We start from the raw sequence: 16,548 nt of genomic DNA on the forward strand, positions 1-16,548 counted from the left end.
CGGCCGATCAGAACAACCCTTAAGCATGTAACCGGACGATCGTCCAACATGCATTACCTCTAAACTGCCTGGCAATTTGACCACTTTCTAAACGAAAATTTGCCAACACCCGGCTGCAGGGCAGAATTCCCAAAATTTTGCAAGTGCAGCAATGCTACCAAAATTATATTTGGACGCAATGACTGCATTTTTTAATACAGCACATTGAAATATTGAATACTGCCGAATACCGAAGGCGAAGGGATTGTCGATGGTCCGTTAAGCGCAGACGCGTTAAAGCATAGACCATCCACTAAATAACAACACTCTTTTAAGATACGCGCCATCCAGCACATCTGCGCATCCCTGCGCTCCACACTATCGGAAGTCTTTTCAAGCAAAAATAAAAGGCACCGAAGTGCCTTTTATTTGATTTCCTGCTTTGCGCTACGCTTAACCGCGCGAATAACGCTTGCGGAACTTGTCTACACGACCAGCGGTATCCATAATCTTCTGTTTTCCGGTGAAGAACGGATGGCAGGCTGAGCAGACTTCCACGTGCAGATCCTCACACAGCGCCGAACGAGTGGTAAACTCGTTTCCACAGCTGCAAGCCACTTTAATCTCTTCGTACTGGGGGTGGATATCCGCTTTCATGACAGCCTCTGAATAAACTCAAACTACCCGCATAATTAAGACGGGGTGAACGGGGCATTATAGCCAAGACCGACACATCACGCAAGACACAAGCCCGACCTACCGTCCAGGACCACGTCCGGGAACCAACGGAATCACCTTCGCTGAACGCCCTCTACTCATGGCGCCGGAGAACCCTTTGTTAGTAAGCTCGTGGAGTCGTTCAACCAGCCCCCCTTCGCCCATCATCTGGTCCCACATCATCCTGGAAATCCGAATACAGGCTCCCATGGGGCTTTTACAGCGGCGGCGCTCCTGATCAATGCGCCACTGCAGTCGGCGCAGCCGATCCTGCTGTTCTTCAGGCGCCTGCTCAATAACCTGATTGATTGTCGCCCTGCGCAGCGCTTCAAACGCCGACATATCGGTGTTGGCCAACTTCAGCCACTGATCAAAATCCACCCTCTGTCCATTACCCGCCGAATCCATTGCTCATCCCTCCTCACCGGCACGCCGCTAATCCCCAAACGGCAACCAGTTCACAGCCCCATGATGAAATCCTAGCACACGGATATTGCTGCTGCTTTCAGACCCCTCTCCCTATCCACTTATACATGACCGCACATTTAAAGTAGCCCGGCAACCACGTCATCCAAAAATAGCCAACCGGATTCCGATGCCCTGATGATGCCGTCCTCATGCAACAGTAGCCCGCGCCCGAGTAATTCATCCAACCCGGCCCACAAATCAGCCTCGCCCAACCCGGTCCTTTCAGGGAACAATTCCACGGCAAAACCCGCCTTTAGCCTTAGGGCATTCATCATAAATTCAATCAGCAGGTCTGCAGGCAGAAGCTGCCGGCGGCCCGATACCGCTGCCTCACTACCGGCTTTCCGCAGATACTCATCCGGCTGCCTGACACGCCACGCACGCTCAACAAGCCAGGAGGAAGAATCTGTGAGCTTGCCATGTGCTCCAGCGCCTATGCCGATGTAGTCGCCAAATCGCCAATAGTTGAGATTGTGCCGGCAAGCACGGCCGTTACGCATGTAGGCCGACACCTCATACTGCTGATAGCCGGCATCCCCCAGCAGCTGGCGGCCCGCCAGTTGAAAATCATGCGCCCTATCTTCACCCGGCATGGCCACAGGCGGTTGACGATGGAATGGGGTATTCGGCTCAAGGGTCAATTGGTAATAGGAGATGTGATCAGGGCTGGCTTCAATGGCCAGACGCACATCCTTACAGGCCATCTCCAGGGTCTGCCCCGGCAAACCGCTCATCAGATCCAGATTGATTGAATCAAAACCGGCAGACCGGGCGCTTTCAATCGCCGCAAACACCTCCTCCGGGCCATGTATCCGGCCAAGCCGCTCAAGGGACTCCTGATGAAAGCTCTGCACACCGATGGAGAGGCGATTCACCCCTGCCTCCCGATAACCGCGATAACGCCCCTGCTCCAGCGTGCCGGGATTCGCCTCCAGGGTCACTTCCATCCCGGCACCACAGCGCAAACGCGCCTTAACACCAATCAGCAGCCGATGGATTGACTCGGCGGAAAACAGGCTCGGGGTACCCCCACCGATAAACAGACTGTGCAATTCACGGTCGCCGGTCGCGTGGCGCGACAGCTCATAATCGAGATCAGCGAGCAGGGCTTCGATATACGCTCCTTCCGCCAAATCCGTCCGCACCTGATGAGAATTGAAATCGCAATACGGGCACTTTTGTACACACCAGGGCAGATGAATATACAACCCCAACGGCGGCGGTAGCGGCCTATGACTCATCAGATATTCCTCTCGCTCACAACCATCAAAATCGGTTTTCACCCCATCAACATTAAGCGCTTTGCAACGCTACCCACAGGGAGTAGCATATTGGCCCATTTGTCATTAAATAGCTCGCATGAGGGGAAAAATGTTTGAACAGCTCAGCGCCGCACCGGCCGATCCCATCCTTGGTCTGACGGAAGCCTTCAAAAAGGATACCCGTACCGACAAAATCAATCTCGGTGTCGGAATATATAAGGACGAGGCGGGCACCACTCCTATCCTCTCATGTGTCAAAAAAGCCGAAGAGCGGTTGCTGAGCCAAGAGACCAGCAAAAGCTATCTGAGTATTGAGGGCACCCCCGAATACGGGCTGGGCGTCCAGCGCCTGCTGTTCGGCAGCGACAGCGATATCATCCGTGCCGGCCGCGCCCGTTCGGCCCATGCACCTGGTGGCACCGGCGCCCTGCGCATTTGCGCCGAGTTCATCGCCCGGCACATGCCGAGCAGACGCATCTGGGTCAGCAACCCGACCTGGGCCAACCATGGCAACATCTTCCAGGCGGCTGGCCTGGAAGTGGCCACCTATGACTATTACAACGCGGAAGCCAAGGACAAGGACTTCGCGGCCATGAAGAATTCGCTGCAGCAGGTCGCCGCCGGGGATACCGTGCTGTTTCACGGTTGCTGCCACAATCCGACCGGCATCGATCCCACCGCCGACGAGTGGGAAGAGTTGGCCAGGCTCTCCGCCGCGGGCGGCTGGCTGCCTCTGTTCGACTTCGCTTACCAGGGTTTCGCCAAAGGGATCGAGGACGATGCTGCCGGCCTGCGCATCTTCACCGAGCACAACCCGGAACTGCTGGTGGCCAGCTCATTCTCCAAAAATTTCGGGCTCTATAACGAGCGCGTAGGCGGCATCACGCTGCTGGCAAAAGAGGCCGACCAGGCCGATAACGCCTTCAGCCAGATCAAATCCATCATTCGCGCCAACTACTCCAACCCGCCGTTCCACGGCAGCGGCATCGTCACCACCATCCTCAACAACGCCTCGCTGTATGCGGAGTGGGAGAAAGAGGTGGCGGAGATGCGTGACCGTATCCAGGCGATGCGCGATCTGTTCGTCGCCACACTGAAGGAGAAGGGGGTTGATCAGGATTTCAGCTTTATCAGCCGTCAGTGCGGCATGTTCTCCTTCTCCGGCCTGAACCCGGATCAGGTGAAACGCCTGAAAGATGAGTTTGGTATCTATATTGTGGGCTCGGGCCGCATCAGCGTTGCCGGCATGACGCGCAACAACATGGACGCACTCTGCAGCGGTATTGCCCAGGTGCTGTAAACGGATAACCTGCAACGGCAGGGTATCGCCCAACAAAAAACGCCCGGTTTGACCCGGGCGTTTTTTGTTGGTCTGTCAGTCAACAATCAGCTGTTGGCAAACTCCACACCCTTGGCGATATTACCCTCCAGGGTCGGCAACATCTCATCAAACAGTTTCTGCTCATAGGCGCTCAGGGTGCCGGCCGGGAGGATCTCTTCAACACCGTTTTTGCCCAGACGGACCGGGAGGGAGAGGAAGCGGGTCGGCTGATTCTCCACCTCGACATAGGTGCAGACCACGGACTCCTGGCCATTCAGGGCATCCAGCAGGGTCAGGGCAAAACGGGCACCGGCATCCGCCATGGAGAGAGTTGCGGAACCGCCACCAGCCTTGGCCTCAACCACCTCGGTGCCGGCATTCTGAATTCTTGGGGTCAGGCTCTCGATCTCTTCCTGGGAGAACTCAATACCAATCTGGGAAAGCAGTGGCAGGATGGTGTTACCGCTGTGACCACCGATCACCGGAATATTCAGGCTGGTGGGGTCCAGACCCTTCAGTTCCGCCACGAAGGTGTTGGAACGGATGATGTCCAGAGTAGTGATACCGAACAGTTTGCGCTTGTCATAAACACCGGCCTTCTTCAGAACTTCAGCCGCGATGGGCACGGTGGAGTTTACCGGGTTGGTAATAATTCCGTAACAGGCGTTGGGGCAGACTTTTGCACCGGTCTCCACCAGCGATTTCACAATACCGGCATTGACGTTAAACAGGTCATCACGGGACATCCCCGGCTTACGCGGTACACCGGCCGGAATAATTACGATATCGCTATTCGCCATCGCCGCTTCCAGCTGATCAGCGCCGTGACCCGAAACCTTCACCGGCGTCGGGATGTGACTCAGGTCCGCCGCAACACCAGGTACCATAGGATTAACATCGTACAACGCCAGCTCTGAACCAGCAGGCATGGCATTTTTGAGTAGGAGGGCCAGTGGCTGACCGATGCCGCCGGCAGCGCCAAGAACGGATACCTTCATGAGATTAATCCTCTGCAGTAGTGTTAGGGGTTTACTTAGAATAGCTGAAAATCGGACGAAATATTACGGCATTTCCACACAAGAATCCATGCTCGCAGGGAAAAACCGCAGAAATAATAGGACATTCATACTAATTTTCCATAAAAATCCGGAAATAGTCGAAAAAATAGCCCTAAAGCAACAAAATTCGGGTTACTATTTATTTGCATTGGTATAATCTATTCGATAATTCTATATTCATTATTTGTTTTTTTAATCTAAAACCCACAACCCCGTATATATAAGGAATAGAACATGACAGACGACCTGCGCGAGGCGTCACTCGATTATCACCGCTTTCCGAAGCCAGGAAAGATGGAGATCGTTGCCACCAAAAAAATGGTCAACCAACGCGATCTCGCACTCGCTTATTCGCCCGGCGTGGCCGCCGCCTGTGAGGAGATTGTCCGTGACCCCAATGAGGTAGCCAGCCTCACCTCCAGGGGTAACCTGGTGGCCGTCATCACCAACGGCACCGCCGTACTGGGTCTTGGCGCCATCGGTCCATTGGCAGCCAAGCCGGTCATGGAAGGGAAGGCCGTTCTGTTCAAGAAATTTGCCGGTGTCGATGTGTTCGATATCGAGCTCAATCTGAAAGATCCGGAAAAAATCATAGAAACCGTTGCCGCCATGGAACCGACTTTCGGCGGCATCAACCTGGAGGATATCAAGGCGCCAGAATGTTTCGAGATTGAGCGCCGACTGCGGGAACGCATGAACATACCGGTGTTCCATGACGATCAGCACGGCACCGCCATTGTAGTTGCCGCCGCGGTGCGCAACGGTCTGCGGGTCGCAGGTAAGAAAATTGAGGAAGTGCGGCTTGTCTGCACCGGTGCCGGCGCCGCGGCACTGGCCTGCCTCAATCTACTGGTGAGCATGGGGCTTAAAAAAGAGAACATTCGGGTCGTTGACCGGGACGGCGTAGTCTACAAGGGTCGCAAAGAGGACATGGACCCCTACAAGGAAGCATATGCGGTGGAGACCGACCAGCGCACCCTGGATGAGGTCATCGAAGGGGCCGATATCTTCATGGGCCTCTCGGGACCCGGCGTATTGAAACAGCACCAGGTAAAGAAAATGGCCAATCCGCCGTTCATTCTGGCCCTCGCCAACCCGACACCGGAGATCACTCCGGAAGAGGTGCTCGCGGTCGCACCGGATGCCATAATTGCCACCGGACGTTCCGATTACCCGAACCAGGTCAACAATGTGCTCTGTTTTCCGTTCCTGTTCCGGGGCGCCCTGGATGTGGGTGCCACCACGATTAACGAGCACATGAAAATCGCCTGCGTTGAAGCGCTCGCCGACCTGGCGATGAAAGAGGCCTCCGACCAGGTCCAGGCCGCCTACGGCGGACAGGCGCTGCAGTTCGGTCGTGAGTACCTGATCCCCAGACCGTTCGATCCGCGACTAATGACCGACCTGCCGCCGAAGATCGCCCAGGCGGCGATGGACTCCGGCGTGGCCACCCGCCCGATCCAGGACTTCCATGAGTATCGCCGCACCCTGAGAGAATTTGTTTTCCGCTCTGGCTTGGTGATGAAGCCGGTATTCGAACGGGCCATCTCCAATCCGCAGCGTGTGGTATTCGCGGAGGGCGAGGCGACCCGGGTATTGCAGGCTGTTCAGGTGTTGGTGGATGACGGCATCTGTAAACCCATCCTGATCGGACGTCCGGAGGTGATCGAAGAGAAAGCCAAGGGTCTTGGACTGCGCTTCCGACTCGGCCAGGATGTCAAGGTCGTGAACATGAACGACAACCCGAACTTCGAGCGGGACTGGCAACACTACCATGAGATCGAGGGACGCAACGGTGTCTCACCCGCATTCGCACGCGGCGTGGTACGCACACGCTCCACGGTGTTGGCGGCACTGCTGACCCGGCAGGGCGACGCGGACGCCATGATCTGTGGCGTGGAGGGTGCCTACATCCAGCATCTGAAATATATCCGCAGTGTCATCGGTATTCGTGAAGACACCACCGACTGTTCGGCCATCACCATGCTGATTCTGTCCAAGGGTACCTTCTTCCTGACCGATACCCATGTGACCCCGGACCCCTCGCCAAAGCAGATCGCCAAGAAGACGGCCATGGCGGCAGAAATAGTCAGACGCTTTGGCATGTCACCCAAGGCGGCCCTGTTGTCACACTCGAACTTCGGCAGTCGGGATAATGCCTTCTCTCGCAAGATGAAGGAGGCGCGCAGAATTCTGCATGAGCAGTATCCCGGTGTGGTTGTTGAGGGTGAAATGCATGCCGACTCGGCGCTCTCTGATGAAATCCGTGACAAGATTTTTCCTCACTCCCGCTTCAAGGGGGCGGCGAATCTGCTGGTCATGCCCAACCTGGATTCTGCCAATATCTCCTATAACATGGTGAAGATGTTGGGCGAAGCTGTCCCGGTGGGACCGATGCTGACCGGATTGAAATATCCGGCCCATGCAGTGTCCGACTCGATCACCGTACGCGGCATTGTCAACATGAGTGCGGTGGCGGTGGTTGACGCTATTGACTGGAAGACAACCCACGCGGCAGGCTAAACGGCATAACCGATAGTCTGCATCGTCAAGGGCGTGTCCGAGCAGATCGGGCACGCCCTTTTAGTATCCTTTAATAATTGTTCGACTCTATTTTTGGCATTGAAAAATATTTACGTCTGCAACTGTTACGCACATCGACAAGGCGGCAATATTGCACTAAACACTTATTCTTACGGGTGTTATTAAATCAAGAATCTATTTGCACTCACTGTGCCGATCGCCTATATATAGGTCTCTACACTGTTCGAATAATAATGTTACCAAACCAGAGGAGATCCAGATGAAGCGTCGTGATTTTCTGAAAAAGGCAGCCGTTGGAGCCGTGGCCGCTGGCGCCGCTCCGGCCGTACTCGCCCAGAGCAACAAAAAGATTCGCTGGAGAATGGCCACCAGCTGGCCAAAGGCGTTTGACACCATCTATGGTGGTGCCGTAACCGTTTCGGAGCGCGTAAAAGCCATGACCGGCGGTCAGTTTGAAATCATCCCTTACGCCGGTGGTGAGTTGGTGGGCGGCCTTGAAGTATTCGATGCCGTATCCCAGGGCACGGTGCAGATGGGACACACAGCCTCCTATTATTACATCGGTAAAAATCCCTCCCTGGCATTCGATACCGCCGTACCGTTCGGCCTCAACTATCGCCAGCAGAACGCTTGGCTTTATAACGGTGGCGGTCTGGAGAAGCTGCGTAAAATTTTCGCCGCCCACAACATCGTCAACTTCCCCGCCGGCAACACCGGCGTGCAGATGGGTGGCTGGTTCCGTAAAGAGGTCAACACGGTTGCCGATCTGCAGGGCCTGAAAATGCGTATCCCCGGGCTGGGCGGCAAGGTAATGAGTCGTCTCGGCGCCACGGTACAGGTCCTGCCCGGTGCGGAGATCTATCCGGCACTGGAGCGCGGTGTTATTGATGCCACCGAGTGGGTGGGCCCCTATGATGACGAGAAGGCCGGCTTCTACAAGGTGGCGAAATATTACTACCACCCGGGCTGGTGGGAGCCTGCGCCGACTCTGAGTATCTATGTCAACCAGAAGGCCTGGGACAGCCTGCCGAAAGAGTATCAGGAGATTGTCGCCTCCGCATCCGCCGAGGCCAACCTGAACATGATGGTGGACTACGACTCGAAAAACCCGGTCGCACTGAAGAGTCTGTTGGACAAGGGTACCGAGCTACGTGAATACTCCCAGGAGATCCTGGAGGCAGCGCGTAAAGAGGCCTATGCACTGTATGACGAGCTGTCGGCCGAGGATGCGACATTCAAAGACATCTACGAAGGCTGGCGAGCATTCAAGGCGGAGTCTGATCCGTGGTTCAGCACCGCTGAGACATCCTACGCCAGCTTCAATTTCAAGTAATCAAGCCCTGGCGTATAACCCAAAAAAAGCCCCATCTCCGCAAGGAGATGGGGCTTTTCATTTAGCAACCAACAGCTCTGCTAATAGGATTGGCCGATACCCATGCTCAACAAGCCGGTCACCAGCTGCGGATAGTAGAACAGCGCCAGCAAGCCGATCAGCTGAATCACAATGAAGGGAATGGCCCCACGGTAGATATCCGCCGTGGAAACCGATGCGGGCGCTACGCCGCGCAGATAGAAGAGTGAGAAGCCAAACGGCGGCGTGAGAAAAGAGGTTTGCAGATTCATGCCGATCATAACGCCGAACCAGACCAGGGCCATGCGTCCCGGCTCATCAAATTCAGCGAACATCGGTGCCAGAATCCTCACCACCACCGGTGCCAACAGGGGCACAATGATAAAGGCAATCTCGAAGAAATCGATAAAGAAGCCCAGAACAAATACGGCGAGATTAACCAGGATCAGGAAACCGATGGCACCGCCGGGCAGGGAAGTGAGCAGATCCTCCACCCAGAGATCGCCATACAGGCCGCGGAACACCAGCGAGAATGCCTGGGAACCGACCAGGATGAACATCACCATACTGGTGAGCTTGGCCGTTTCCGTCATACTATCCAGCACCGAACTGAGGGTCAGACGCCGTTTCAACACAGCCAGAATCATGGCACCGACCGCACCAAAGGCTCCCGCCTCGGTCGGTGTTGCCCAACCGGCAAAGATACTCCCCAGCACCACCACAATCAGCGCCAGCGGCGGGATCATCACCAGGCCGATTTCGCGACTCAGCTTCTTGCCTTCCATGGCACGTGCCTCTTTCGGCATGGCCGGCGCCAGTTTTGGCCGGGTTATCGCTACCAGTCCGACATAGGCCATATACATGGCCGAGAGCATCAGACCGGGAACCAGTGAACCGACAAACAGATCGCCCACCGGCGCACCCAACTGGTCGGCCAGCACGATCAGCACAATACTGGGGGGGATGACCTGACCCAGGGTACCGGAAGCGGAGATGATGCCGCAGGCCAGCGACTTGGAGTAGTTGTACTGCAGCATGATGGGCAGGGCAATCAGCCCCATCGCCACCACAGTAGCGCCGACCACACCGGTAGCAGCAGCCAGCAGGGTACCCACGATCACCACCGAAAACCCAAGCCCGCCCCGCACCCGACCGAAGGCGATACCCATGGTCTTCAACAGGTCTTCCGCCAGCCCCGTTCGCTCCAGCAGCATGCCCATCAGAATAAAGAACGGCACCGCCAGCAGGGTATAGTTCTGCATCACCCCGAAAATACGTTGCGACATGGCCTGGAGCAGGGCGAAATCTAGCAGTTCCATGTTGATACCGATGGCCGCAAAGGCCAGCGCCGTACCGCCCAGCGCAAAGGCTACCGGATAGCCGATAAAGATCAGCAGCAGCGCAGCCCCGAACATGATCGGACCTAACAGATCAGGGTTCATATACCTTCCTCCTCACGTGCCTGGGGGAAGGGGATAAGACCCCTGAGAAACGCAATCTGCTTGATCAGTTCACTGAGACCCTGAAAGATCAGCAGAACAAAGGCGATGGGTATGACAGACTTGATCAGATAACGTGGCAGGCCACCCGGGTCCGGGGAGCCTTCCAGAATGGCCCAGGAGTCAGCCGCGTAACTGTAACTGACCCAAACGATCAGGACCGACAACGGCAGCAGAAACAGGCAGGTGCCGAAAATATCAATCCAGGCCTTGCCCCGTTCCGAAACCCGCGAATAGAGAATATCCACCCGCACATGGGCCTGATGTTTCAGCGCATAACCCGCACCCCACAGAAACACCAGGCTGAACATAAACCATTGCGCTTCGATATAGGCATTGGAACTCAAGTCCATACCGATCGTCTGGCTCAACTTGCGCGTAACAGCGTTGTAGACACCCAACAGCACCATGATCAGAACCAGCCAGGAGATCAGTCGGCCGACCCGTTCATTCACGGCATCGATAATGCCGGAAAAACGTAAAAGTTTTTGCATAGAGTAGAACCCCTCGGGGCAATTATTATGGGATACTGCGGCCAGGCCCTTGAACAATACAAGATTCAACGGCAGGAAACCACCTCCATGCCAACAATGCAATTGGCACGGAAACCCCTCAAAGACCACGCTTTATCTTCGCTGGATTGTAGGCGAAAATTCCTTGGGTAATCTTCGGCCATCTCGGGTACATCGACACCATGAGCACAAATTACGGCGCTGTAGAAAATGCACTCCCCGCACTGTCCACACTGCTGGGCGAGAGACTCTCAACCGCGCCAGCGGTCCGCGAGCATCACGGACATGATGAGTCAGGCTTCCAGACCGTGCCACCGGATGCGGTGGCCTTTGCCCACAGCACGGAGGAGGTGAGTGAGATCATGCAAATCTGTGCCCGCCACAAAGTGCCGGTGATCGCCTACGGCACCGGCACTGCCATCGAAGGGCACGTGCAGGCACTGCGCGGAGGGGTCTGCATCGACCTGAGCCAGATGGATCGGATTCTGCAAGTCAATCAGGAGGACATGGATTGCACGGTACAGGCCGGCGTGACCCGGTTGCAACTGGAGAGTCATCTGCGCGATACCGGCCTGTTCTTCCCGGTCGACCCGGGCGCCAACGCCTCCCTTGGCGGCATGGCGGCGACCAGCGCCTCGGGGACCAACGCGGTGCGCTACGGCACCATGAAGGAGAATGTACTCTCACTCAGGGTGGTGATGGCGGACGGACGCATCATCCAGACCGGCACCCGGGCAAAAAAATCCTCCGCCGGCTACGACCTGACTCACCTGTTTATCGGCTCGGAGGGTACCCTCGGAATCATTACCGAAGTGACCCTGCGGCTGCACGGCCTGCAGGAGGCGATCTCTTCGGCTGTCTGCGGCTTCCCGAGCGTGGATGATGCCATCAATATGGTGATTCTCACCATTCAGTCGGGTATACCGGTCGCCCGCATCGAACTGCTCGACGCATTGATGATGCAGGCCATCAACCGCTACTCGAAAATGGACTATCCGGAGCAACCCCACCTGTTCCTCGAGTTTCACGGCAGCGAAGCCAGCGTCAGGGAACAGGCCGAGGCGGTGCAGGGCATCGCCAGTGAATTCAACGGCAGCGACTTTACCTGGACCACCCGCAGCGAGGAGCGCAACCGGCTGTGGAAAGCCCGTCACGACGCCTACCCTTCAGCACTGCAACTGCAGCCGGGCACCCGGGCCATCACCACCGATGTCTGTGTGCCGATCTCCCGTCTGGCGGAGTGTATTCGCGAGACCCGCCTGGATATCGACCGGGCCAGCATGCCCATTGTGATGCTGGGTCACGTGGGGGACGGCAATTTCCATCTGGCCATCCTGCCGCACCCGGATCGCCCCGAGGATATCGACGAGGCAGAAGCACTGAATCACCGGCTGGTGCGCCGCGCCCTGGCCATGGACGGCACCTGCACCGGCGAGCATGGCATCGGGCAGGGCAAGATCCAGTTCCTCGAGGAGCAGAACCCGGAAGGAGTGGTGCTGATGCGCCAGATCAAACAGACCCTGGACCCGGACAATCTGCTCAACCCGGGCAAAGTGCTGCGTATGGACTGAACGACGCCATGGTGGAAAAAGTTTTCTGGCAAGACCCTTATCTGTCGCGACTGGAGGCAACGATTGCTTCTGTCAGTGACAACGATGTTACCCTGGACCGGACCATCTTCTACGCCTTTTCCGGCGGCCAGGAGAGCGACCGGGGCAGTATTGGCAATTGCCCGGTTGTGGCCGCCAGCAAACAGGGCCATGAGATCATCTACACACTGGAACCGGGGCACCCGCTCAAACCGGGCGACAGGGTAGTGGTCGAAATCGACTGGCTGCGCCGCTATCGACTGATGCGTCTGCACTTTGCCTGTGAACTGGTGCTGGAGCTGGTCTACCGGGCACTACCGGGGATTGAAAAGATCGGCGCCCATATAGCCGAAGAGAAGGCGCGGATCGATTTTCTGTATAGCGAAAGCCTGGGCGGCTTGCTGCCGAAGCTGATGGCACAGGTCAATGCCATAGCTGAACAGGATTTAGTAATTACCAGCGACTACAGCGACCCGACTAAAGAGAAGCGATACTGGGCTATTGAGGGCTTTTCCCGCGTCCCTTGTGGAGGCACCCATTTGAACCGGACCGGAGAGATCGGCGCCGTCACCCTGAAGCGCAAAAACCCCGGCAAAGGCAAAGAGCGTATCGAGATTCGGGTGGAGTGATACCAGCGATGCAGGCCGATCTTGGAAAATACCAGCCGCCACCGGATGCCGGCCTCGACATCATCTATCAGGACGACGCGCTGCTGATTCTGGACAAGCCCAGCGGCCTGCTCTCGGTGCCCGGCCGGGGTGAGGAAAAACAGGACTCCCTGGCCCTGCGGGTGCAGGCCAGGATTCCCGACGCCATGATCGTGCATCGTCTCGACATGGCTACCTCCGGCATCATGGTAATGGCGCGTGGCCGGGAAATGCACCGCGCCCTGAATCGCCTGTTCCAGCAACGGGAGATCGGCAAACGCTATATCGCCATCGTGGACGGCCGGCTCGATCCGCCAGCCGGGACCATCCGCCTGCCGCTCATTACCGACTGGCCGAACCGGCCAAGGCAGAAGGTGGACCACGAGACGGGCAAACCGTCCATTACCCACTATCGGCTGTTGAGCTATCAGCCGGAAAAAGAGTGCAGCCGGGTGGAGCTGGTTCCGGAAACCGGCCGCTCGCATCAGCTGCGGGTGCACATGCTCGCCATTGGTCATGTGATTATTGGCGATAACCTGTATGCCGACCCTGCATGCCGGCAACAATCACCACGCCTGCTGTTACATGCCTGTGAACTCTCCCTGCTTCACCCCCTGAGCGGGAAACCGATGCGGTTTCAATGCGAGCCACCGTTTTAGCCCGCCGGCACCGACCAAAAGTACCCACGGTTGAAATCTCTGCCATAATTACTGGGGATAGCGTCGGCAGTCGACTGAATATCAGGCTGAAATAAAGGAATATGCATTCATGGCCGGACACACCTTATTGCTGTTGGAAGATGATGAGCCGTTAAGGGAATATTACAGTCTGTCGCTGCAAGCCCATCACTATGAAGTGATTCAGGCTGACAACAGCAAGGATATCCTGAAGCTGGTGGAACGCTACCAGCCGGCGCTGATCATCACCGACCTGGTAATGCCGGATCACGACGGCCTGGAAGGCATCTTCAAACTGATCAGCGAATACAAAATCCCGGTGATCGTTATCTCCGCCTACCCGGAATTTATCCAACTCGCGAAACCGGTGGTCGCCACCACCTATGTCAAACCGCTATCCGCCGATGCCCTGGTGCGTGCCGTGGAGAATATCCTCAACCCGCGGACGCATGCCCAGCAGAACGGGAAATAACCTGGGGAAAAACTGTCAGATCGGTTGTAGATTGGCATAGGCCACTACCAGCCACTTGGCACCGGCCTGTTCAAAATTGACCTGGACCCGGGCACTGCCGCCCTGACCCTCGGCATTCAACACCACACCCTCGCCGAACTTGGGATGCAGCACCCGCTGGCCCAACTGGAAGCCGCAGGCGTCATCCGCAAAGCCGGTTGATGCACCACCATAAACCGGGCGGCTGACCTGAGGCCGGGAGCGGATCTCTCGTACCAGCTCACCGGGAATCTCCCGCAGGAAACGCGAGGGCAGGGGATAGGACTCACTGCCGTGCAATCGCCTACTCTCGGCATAGGTGAGGTAGAGCTGCTCCATGGCCCGGGTCATGCCCACGTAACAGAGACGCCGCTCCTCCTCCAGCCGTTCCGGATCTTCTGCCGACATGCTGTGGGGGAACAGCTTCTCCTCCACCCCGGCGATAAACACCAACGGGAACTCCAGCCCCTTGGCCGAGTGCAGGGTCATCAGTTGCACGCAGTCTTCAAACTGGTCACCCTGATTCTCCCCGGCCTCCAGCGCCGCATGGGAGAGAAACGCCGACAGCGGGTCCAGCTCATCCTCATCCGCGGCAGTTTCATAGGTAAACTCCCGGGCTGCATTGACCAACTCCTCCAGGTTCTCTACCCGATCCTGTCCCTTGCCGTCACGGCTTTTGCGGAAATGCTCCGCCAGTCCGGCCACCGTGATCACCTGATCGGCCAACTCGTGCAGCGCCAGTCCCTGGGTACCCACCCGTTGCTCGGCGATCAGTTCCAGAAAACCATTTAGCGCGCTGGCCGCACGTTTGGCCATGGCGCCGCCCTGGACCAGCTCATGAGCGGACTGCCACAAGGAGCAGCCGAAGTCGCGGGCATGGGCACGCACCGCATCCAGGGTGCGTGGACCAATACCACGGGGCGGCTGATTGACCGCCCGTTCAAACGACGGGTCTTCCTGGGGGTTGGCCAACAGGCGCAGATAGGCGAGGGCATCCTTGATCTCGGCGCGCTCAAAAAAGCGCAGGCCGCCATAGACCCGGTAGGGCAGCTGGGCCTGGATCAGTGCCTCTTCGAACTGCCGCGACTGGGCGTTGGAGCGGTAGAGGATGGCACACTCATCCCGGCGGTGACCCTCCTCGGTAAAGTGACGAATACGCTCCGCCACAAAGCGCGCCTCATCCACCTCATTGAAGGCGTTGTAGAGCAGGATCGGCTCGCCGTCACTGCCGTCGGTCCAGAGCTCCTTGCCCAGCCGCGAGGGATTGTTGGCGATAACCGCGTTGGCTGCCTTGAGAATGGTGGCGGTGGAGCGGTAGTTCTGCTCCAGCCGCAACAGCGGTGCCGCGGGGAAATGCTTGCGAAAATCCCGAATATGCTCCACCCGGGCACCCCGCCAGCCATAAATGGACTGGTCGTCGTCACCCACCGCGAACAGATTGTTCTGTTCGCCCGCCAGCAGACGCAGCCAGGCGTACTGGATGGTATTGGTATCCTGGAACTCATCCACCAGGATATGCTGGAAGCGTTCACGATAGTGGTGCAGGATATCCGGCCGGTCGCGCAGCAGTTCATGGGCGCGCAGCAGCAGCTCGGCAAAATCCACCACACCACCTCGTTCACAGGCAGCCTGATATTCGCTGTAGATACGGATCATGGTGCGCTGATAGGGATCGCCCCCATCATCCATATGCTGGGGCCGCACCCCCTCATCCTTGCGCCCGTTAATGAACCACTGTGCCTGGCGCGGCGGCCAGCGCGCCTCATCCAGATCCATCGCCTTGAGCAGGCGCTTGATCATGCGGTACTGATCGTCGGAATCCAGAATCTGGAAACTCTGCGGCAGACTGGCATCCTTCCAGTGGGCACGCAGCAGGCGGTGGGCGAGGCCATGAAAGGTGCCGACCCACATGCCCCCCACCGGCTGGCCCAGCAGGGTTTCGATACGCCCCTTCATCTCCCGGGCCGCCTTGTTGGTGAAGGTAACCGCCAGGATATTCCAGGGCGCCGCGCCCACCACCTGCAGCAACCAGGCGATCCGGTGCACCAGCACCCGGGTCTTGCCACTGCCGGCACCTGCCAGCACCAGCATACCACCCGGCGGGGCGGAGACCGCCTCGCGCTGGGCATCATTCAAACCTTCGAGAATATGTGAAACGTCCATCGGATTATCTTAACAGTGGTTGCCCTGGATCACGACCGCTTGTGTGGACACGGCTAACGGGATAAAGCGAATGATTGGTTGACCGCTGTCATTCCCCCATTGAACTCCATGTTTTATAAAGAAGCCGTATGCAACGAAAGTGAACCAACCAGAAGTTGCCTTGAAATTAACAATAAATCCCGCGTACAGGGAGTCACGCACTGGGGATCCGGGATGGAAGCTCACGGGCATTGTTCGCGTTATGCCCGTTTTTTTTGGCTCTGTCCCAACG

General features: G+C 57.1%; 14 protein-coding genes. 7 read left to right on the forward strand and 7 right to left on the reverse strand.

What is annotated here, in order from left to right; genetic code table 11:
- Positions 1–432 precede the first annotated feature (432 nt).
- From rpmE to hemW, 3 genes are all read right to left on the reverse strand, one after another.
- Complete coding sequence (gene rpmE, locus ACHZBF_RS16945) at positions 433–636, reverse strand: 50S ribosomal protein L31 (protein WP_029132262.1); 204 nt, start codon at positions 634–636, stop codon at positions 433–435.
- A 99-nt stretch (positions 637–735) separates the two neighbouring features.
- Positions 736–1,104 (reverse strand): DUF3135 domain-containing protein, encoded by a 369-nt coding sequence (locus tag ACHZBF_RS16950; protein WP_037374633.1) that lies wholly within the window; start codon positions 1,102–1,104, stop codon positions 736–738.
- Between the two features lie 137 nt (positions 1,105–1,241).
- Positions 1,242–2,405: a radical SAM family heme chaperone HemW gene (gene hemW / locus ACHZBF_RS16955; RefSeq protein WP_321529086.1), complete on the reverse strand. Its 1,164-nt coding sequence runs from the start codon at positions 2,403–2,405 to the stop codon at positions 1,242–1,244.
- Between the two features lie 130 nt (positions 2,406–2,535).
- Between hemW and ACHZBF_RS16960 the strand changes: the two genes are divergently transcribed.
- On the forward strand, positions 2,536–3,726 hold the full coding sequence (locus ACHZBF_RS16960; protein WP_288102843.1) for an amino acid aminotransferase: 1,191 nt from the start codon (positions 2,536–2,538) through the stop codon (positions 3,724–3,726).
- Positions 3,727–3,812: 86 nt separating this feature from the next.
- On the opposite strand, the gene mdh is transcribed toward ACHZBF_RS16960, so the two are convergent.
- Positions 3,813–4,745, reverse strand: a complete 933-nt coding sequence (gene mdh / locus ACHZBF_RS16965; RefSeq protein WP_029132259.1) for a malate dehydrogenase — start codon at positions 4,743–4,745, stop codon at positions 3,813–3,815.
- 294 nt (positions 4,746–5,039) lie between these two features.
- Between mdh and ACHZBF_RS16970 the strand changes: the two genes are divergently transcribed.
- Both ACHZBF_RS16970 and ACHZBF_RS16975 read left to right on the forward strand, forming a co-directional pair.
- On the forward strand, positions 5,040–7,328 hold the full coding sequence (locus ACHZBF_RS16970) for an NADP-dependent malic enzyme (protein WP_321529087.1): 2,289 nt from the start codon (positions 5,040–5,042) through the stop codon (positions 7,326–7,328).
- Between the two features lie 280 nt (positions 7,329–7,608).
- Positions 7,609–8,682 carry a TRAP transporter substrate-binding protein gene (locus ACHZBF_RS16975; RefSeq protein WP_321529088.1) on the forward strand — a complete coding sequence of 358 codons (1,074 nt, stop codon included), beginning with the start codon at positions 7,609–7,611 and terminating at the stop codon, positions 8,680–8,682.
- An 80-nt stretch (positions 8,683–8,762) separates the two neighbouring features.
- Here ACHZBF_RS16975 and ACHZBF_RS16980 read toward each other — a convergent pair whose 3' ends face one another.
- Together ACHZBF_RS16980 and ACHZBF_RS16985 are read right to left on the reverse strand one after the other, a co-directional pair.
- Positions 8,763–10,142, reverse strand: coding sequence for a TRAP transporter large permease (locus ACHZBF_RS16980; protein WP_321529089.1), 1,380 nt, complete (start codon positions 10,140–10,142; stop codon positions 8,763–8,765).
- Positions 10,139–10,693 (reverse strand): TRAP transporter small permease subunit, encoded by a 555-nt coding sequence (locus ACHZBF_RS16985; protein WP_321529090.1) that lies wholly within the window; start codon positions 10,691–10,693, stop codon positions 10,139–10,141. Before ACHZBF_RS16985 ends, ACHZBF_RS16980 begins: the two co-directional genes overlap by 4 nt.
- Before the next feature lie 200 nt (positions 10,694–10,893).
- On the opposite strand from ACHZBF_RS16985, the gene ACHZBF_RS16990 reads away from it, so the two are divergent.
- From ACHZBF_RS16990 to ACHZBF_RS17005, 4 genes are all read left to right on the forward strand, one after another.
- Complete coding sequence (locus ACHZBF_RS16990) at positions 10,894–12,282, forward strand: FAD-binding oxidoreductase (RefSeq protein ID WP_321529091.1); 1,389 nt, start codon at positions 10,894–10,896, stop codon at positions 12,280–12,282.
- An 8-nt stretch (positions 12,283–12,290) separates the two neighbouring features.
- Positions 12,291–12,929, forward strand: a complete 639-nt coding sequence (locus ACHZBF_RS16995) for an alanyl-tRNA editing protein (RefSeq protein ID WP_321529092.1) — start codon at positions 12,291–12,293, stop codon at positions 12,927–12,929.
- Between the two features lie 8 nt (positions 12,930–12,937).
- Complete coding sequence (locus ACHZBF_RS17000) at positions 12,938–13,606, forward strand: pseudouridine synthase (protein ID WP_321529093.1); 669 nt, start codon at positions 12,938–12,940, stop codon at positions 13,604–13,606.
- A 109-nt stretch (positions 13,607–13,715) separates the two neighbouring features.
- Positions 13,716–14,096, forward strand: a complete 381-nt coding sequence (locus ACHZBF_RS17005; protein WP_321529094.1) for a response regulator — start codon at positions 13,716–13,718, stop codon at positions 14,094–14,096.
- Positions 14,097–14,111: 15 nt separating this feature from the next.
- Here the strand turns inward: ACHZBF_RS17005 and uvrD are convergent, their stop codons facing one another.
- Entirely contained in the window at positions 14,112–16,277 is a 2,166-nt protein-coding gene (gene uvrD / locus ACHZBF_RS17010) for a DNA helicase II (protein ID WP_029132250.1), read from the reverse strand.
- Between the last annotated feature and the right edge of the window lie 271 nt (positions 16,278–16,548).

Origin of the sequence: Sedimenticola selenatireducens, from assembly GCF_963675335.2 — a bacterium.
Taxonomy (GTDB): domain Bacteria; phylum Pseudomonadota; class Gammaproteobacteria; order Chromatiales; family Chromatiaceae; genus Sedimenticola; species Sedimenticola selenatireducens.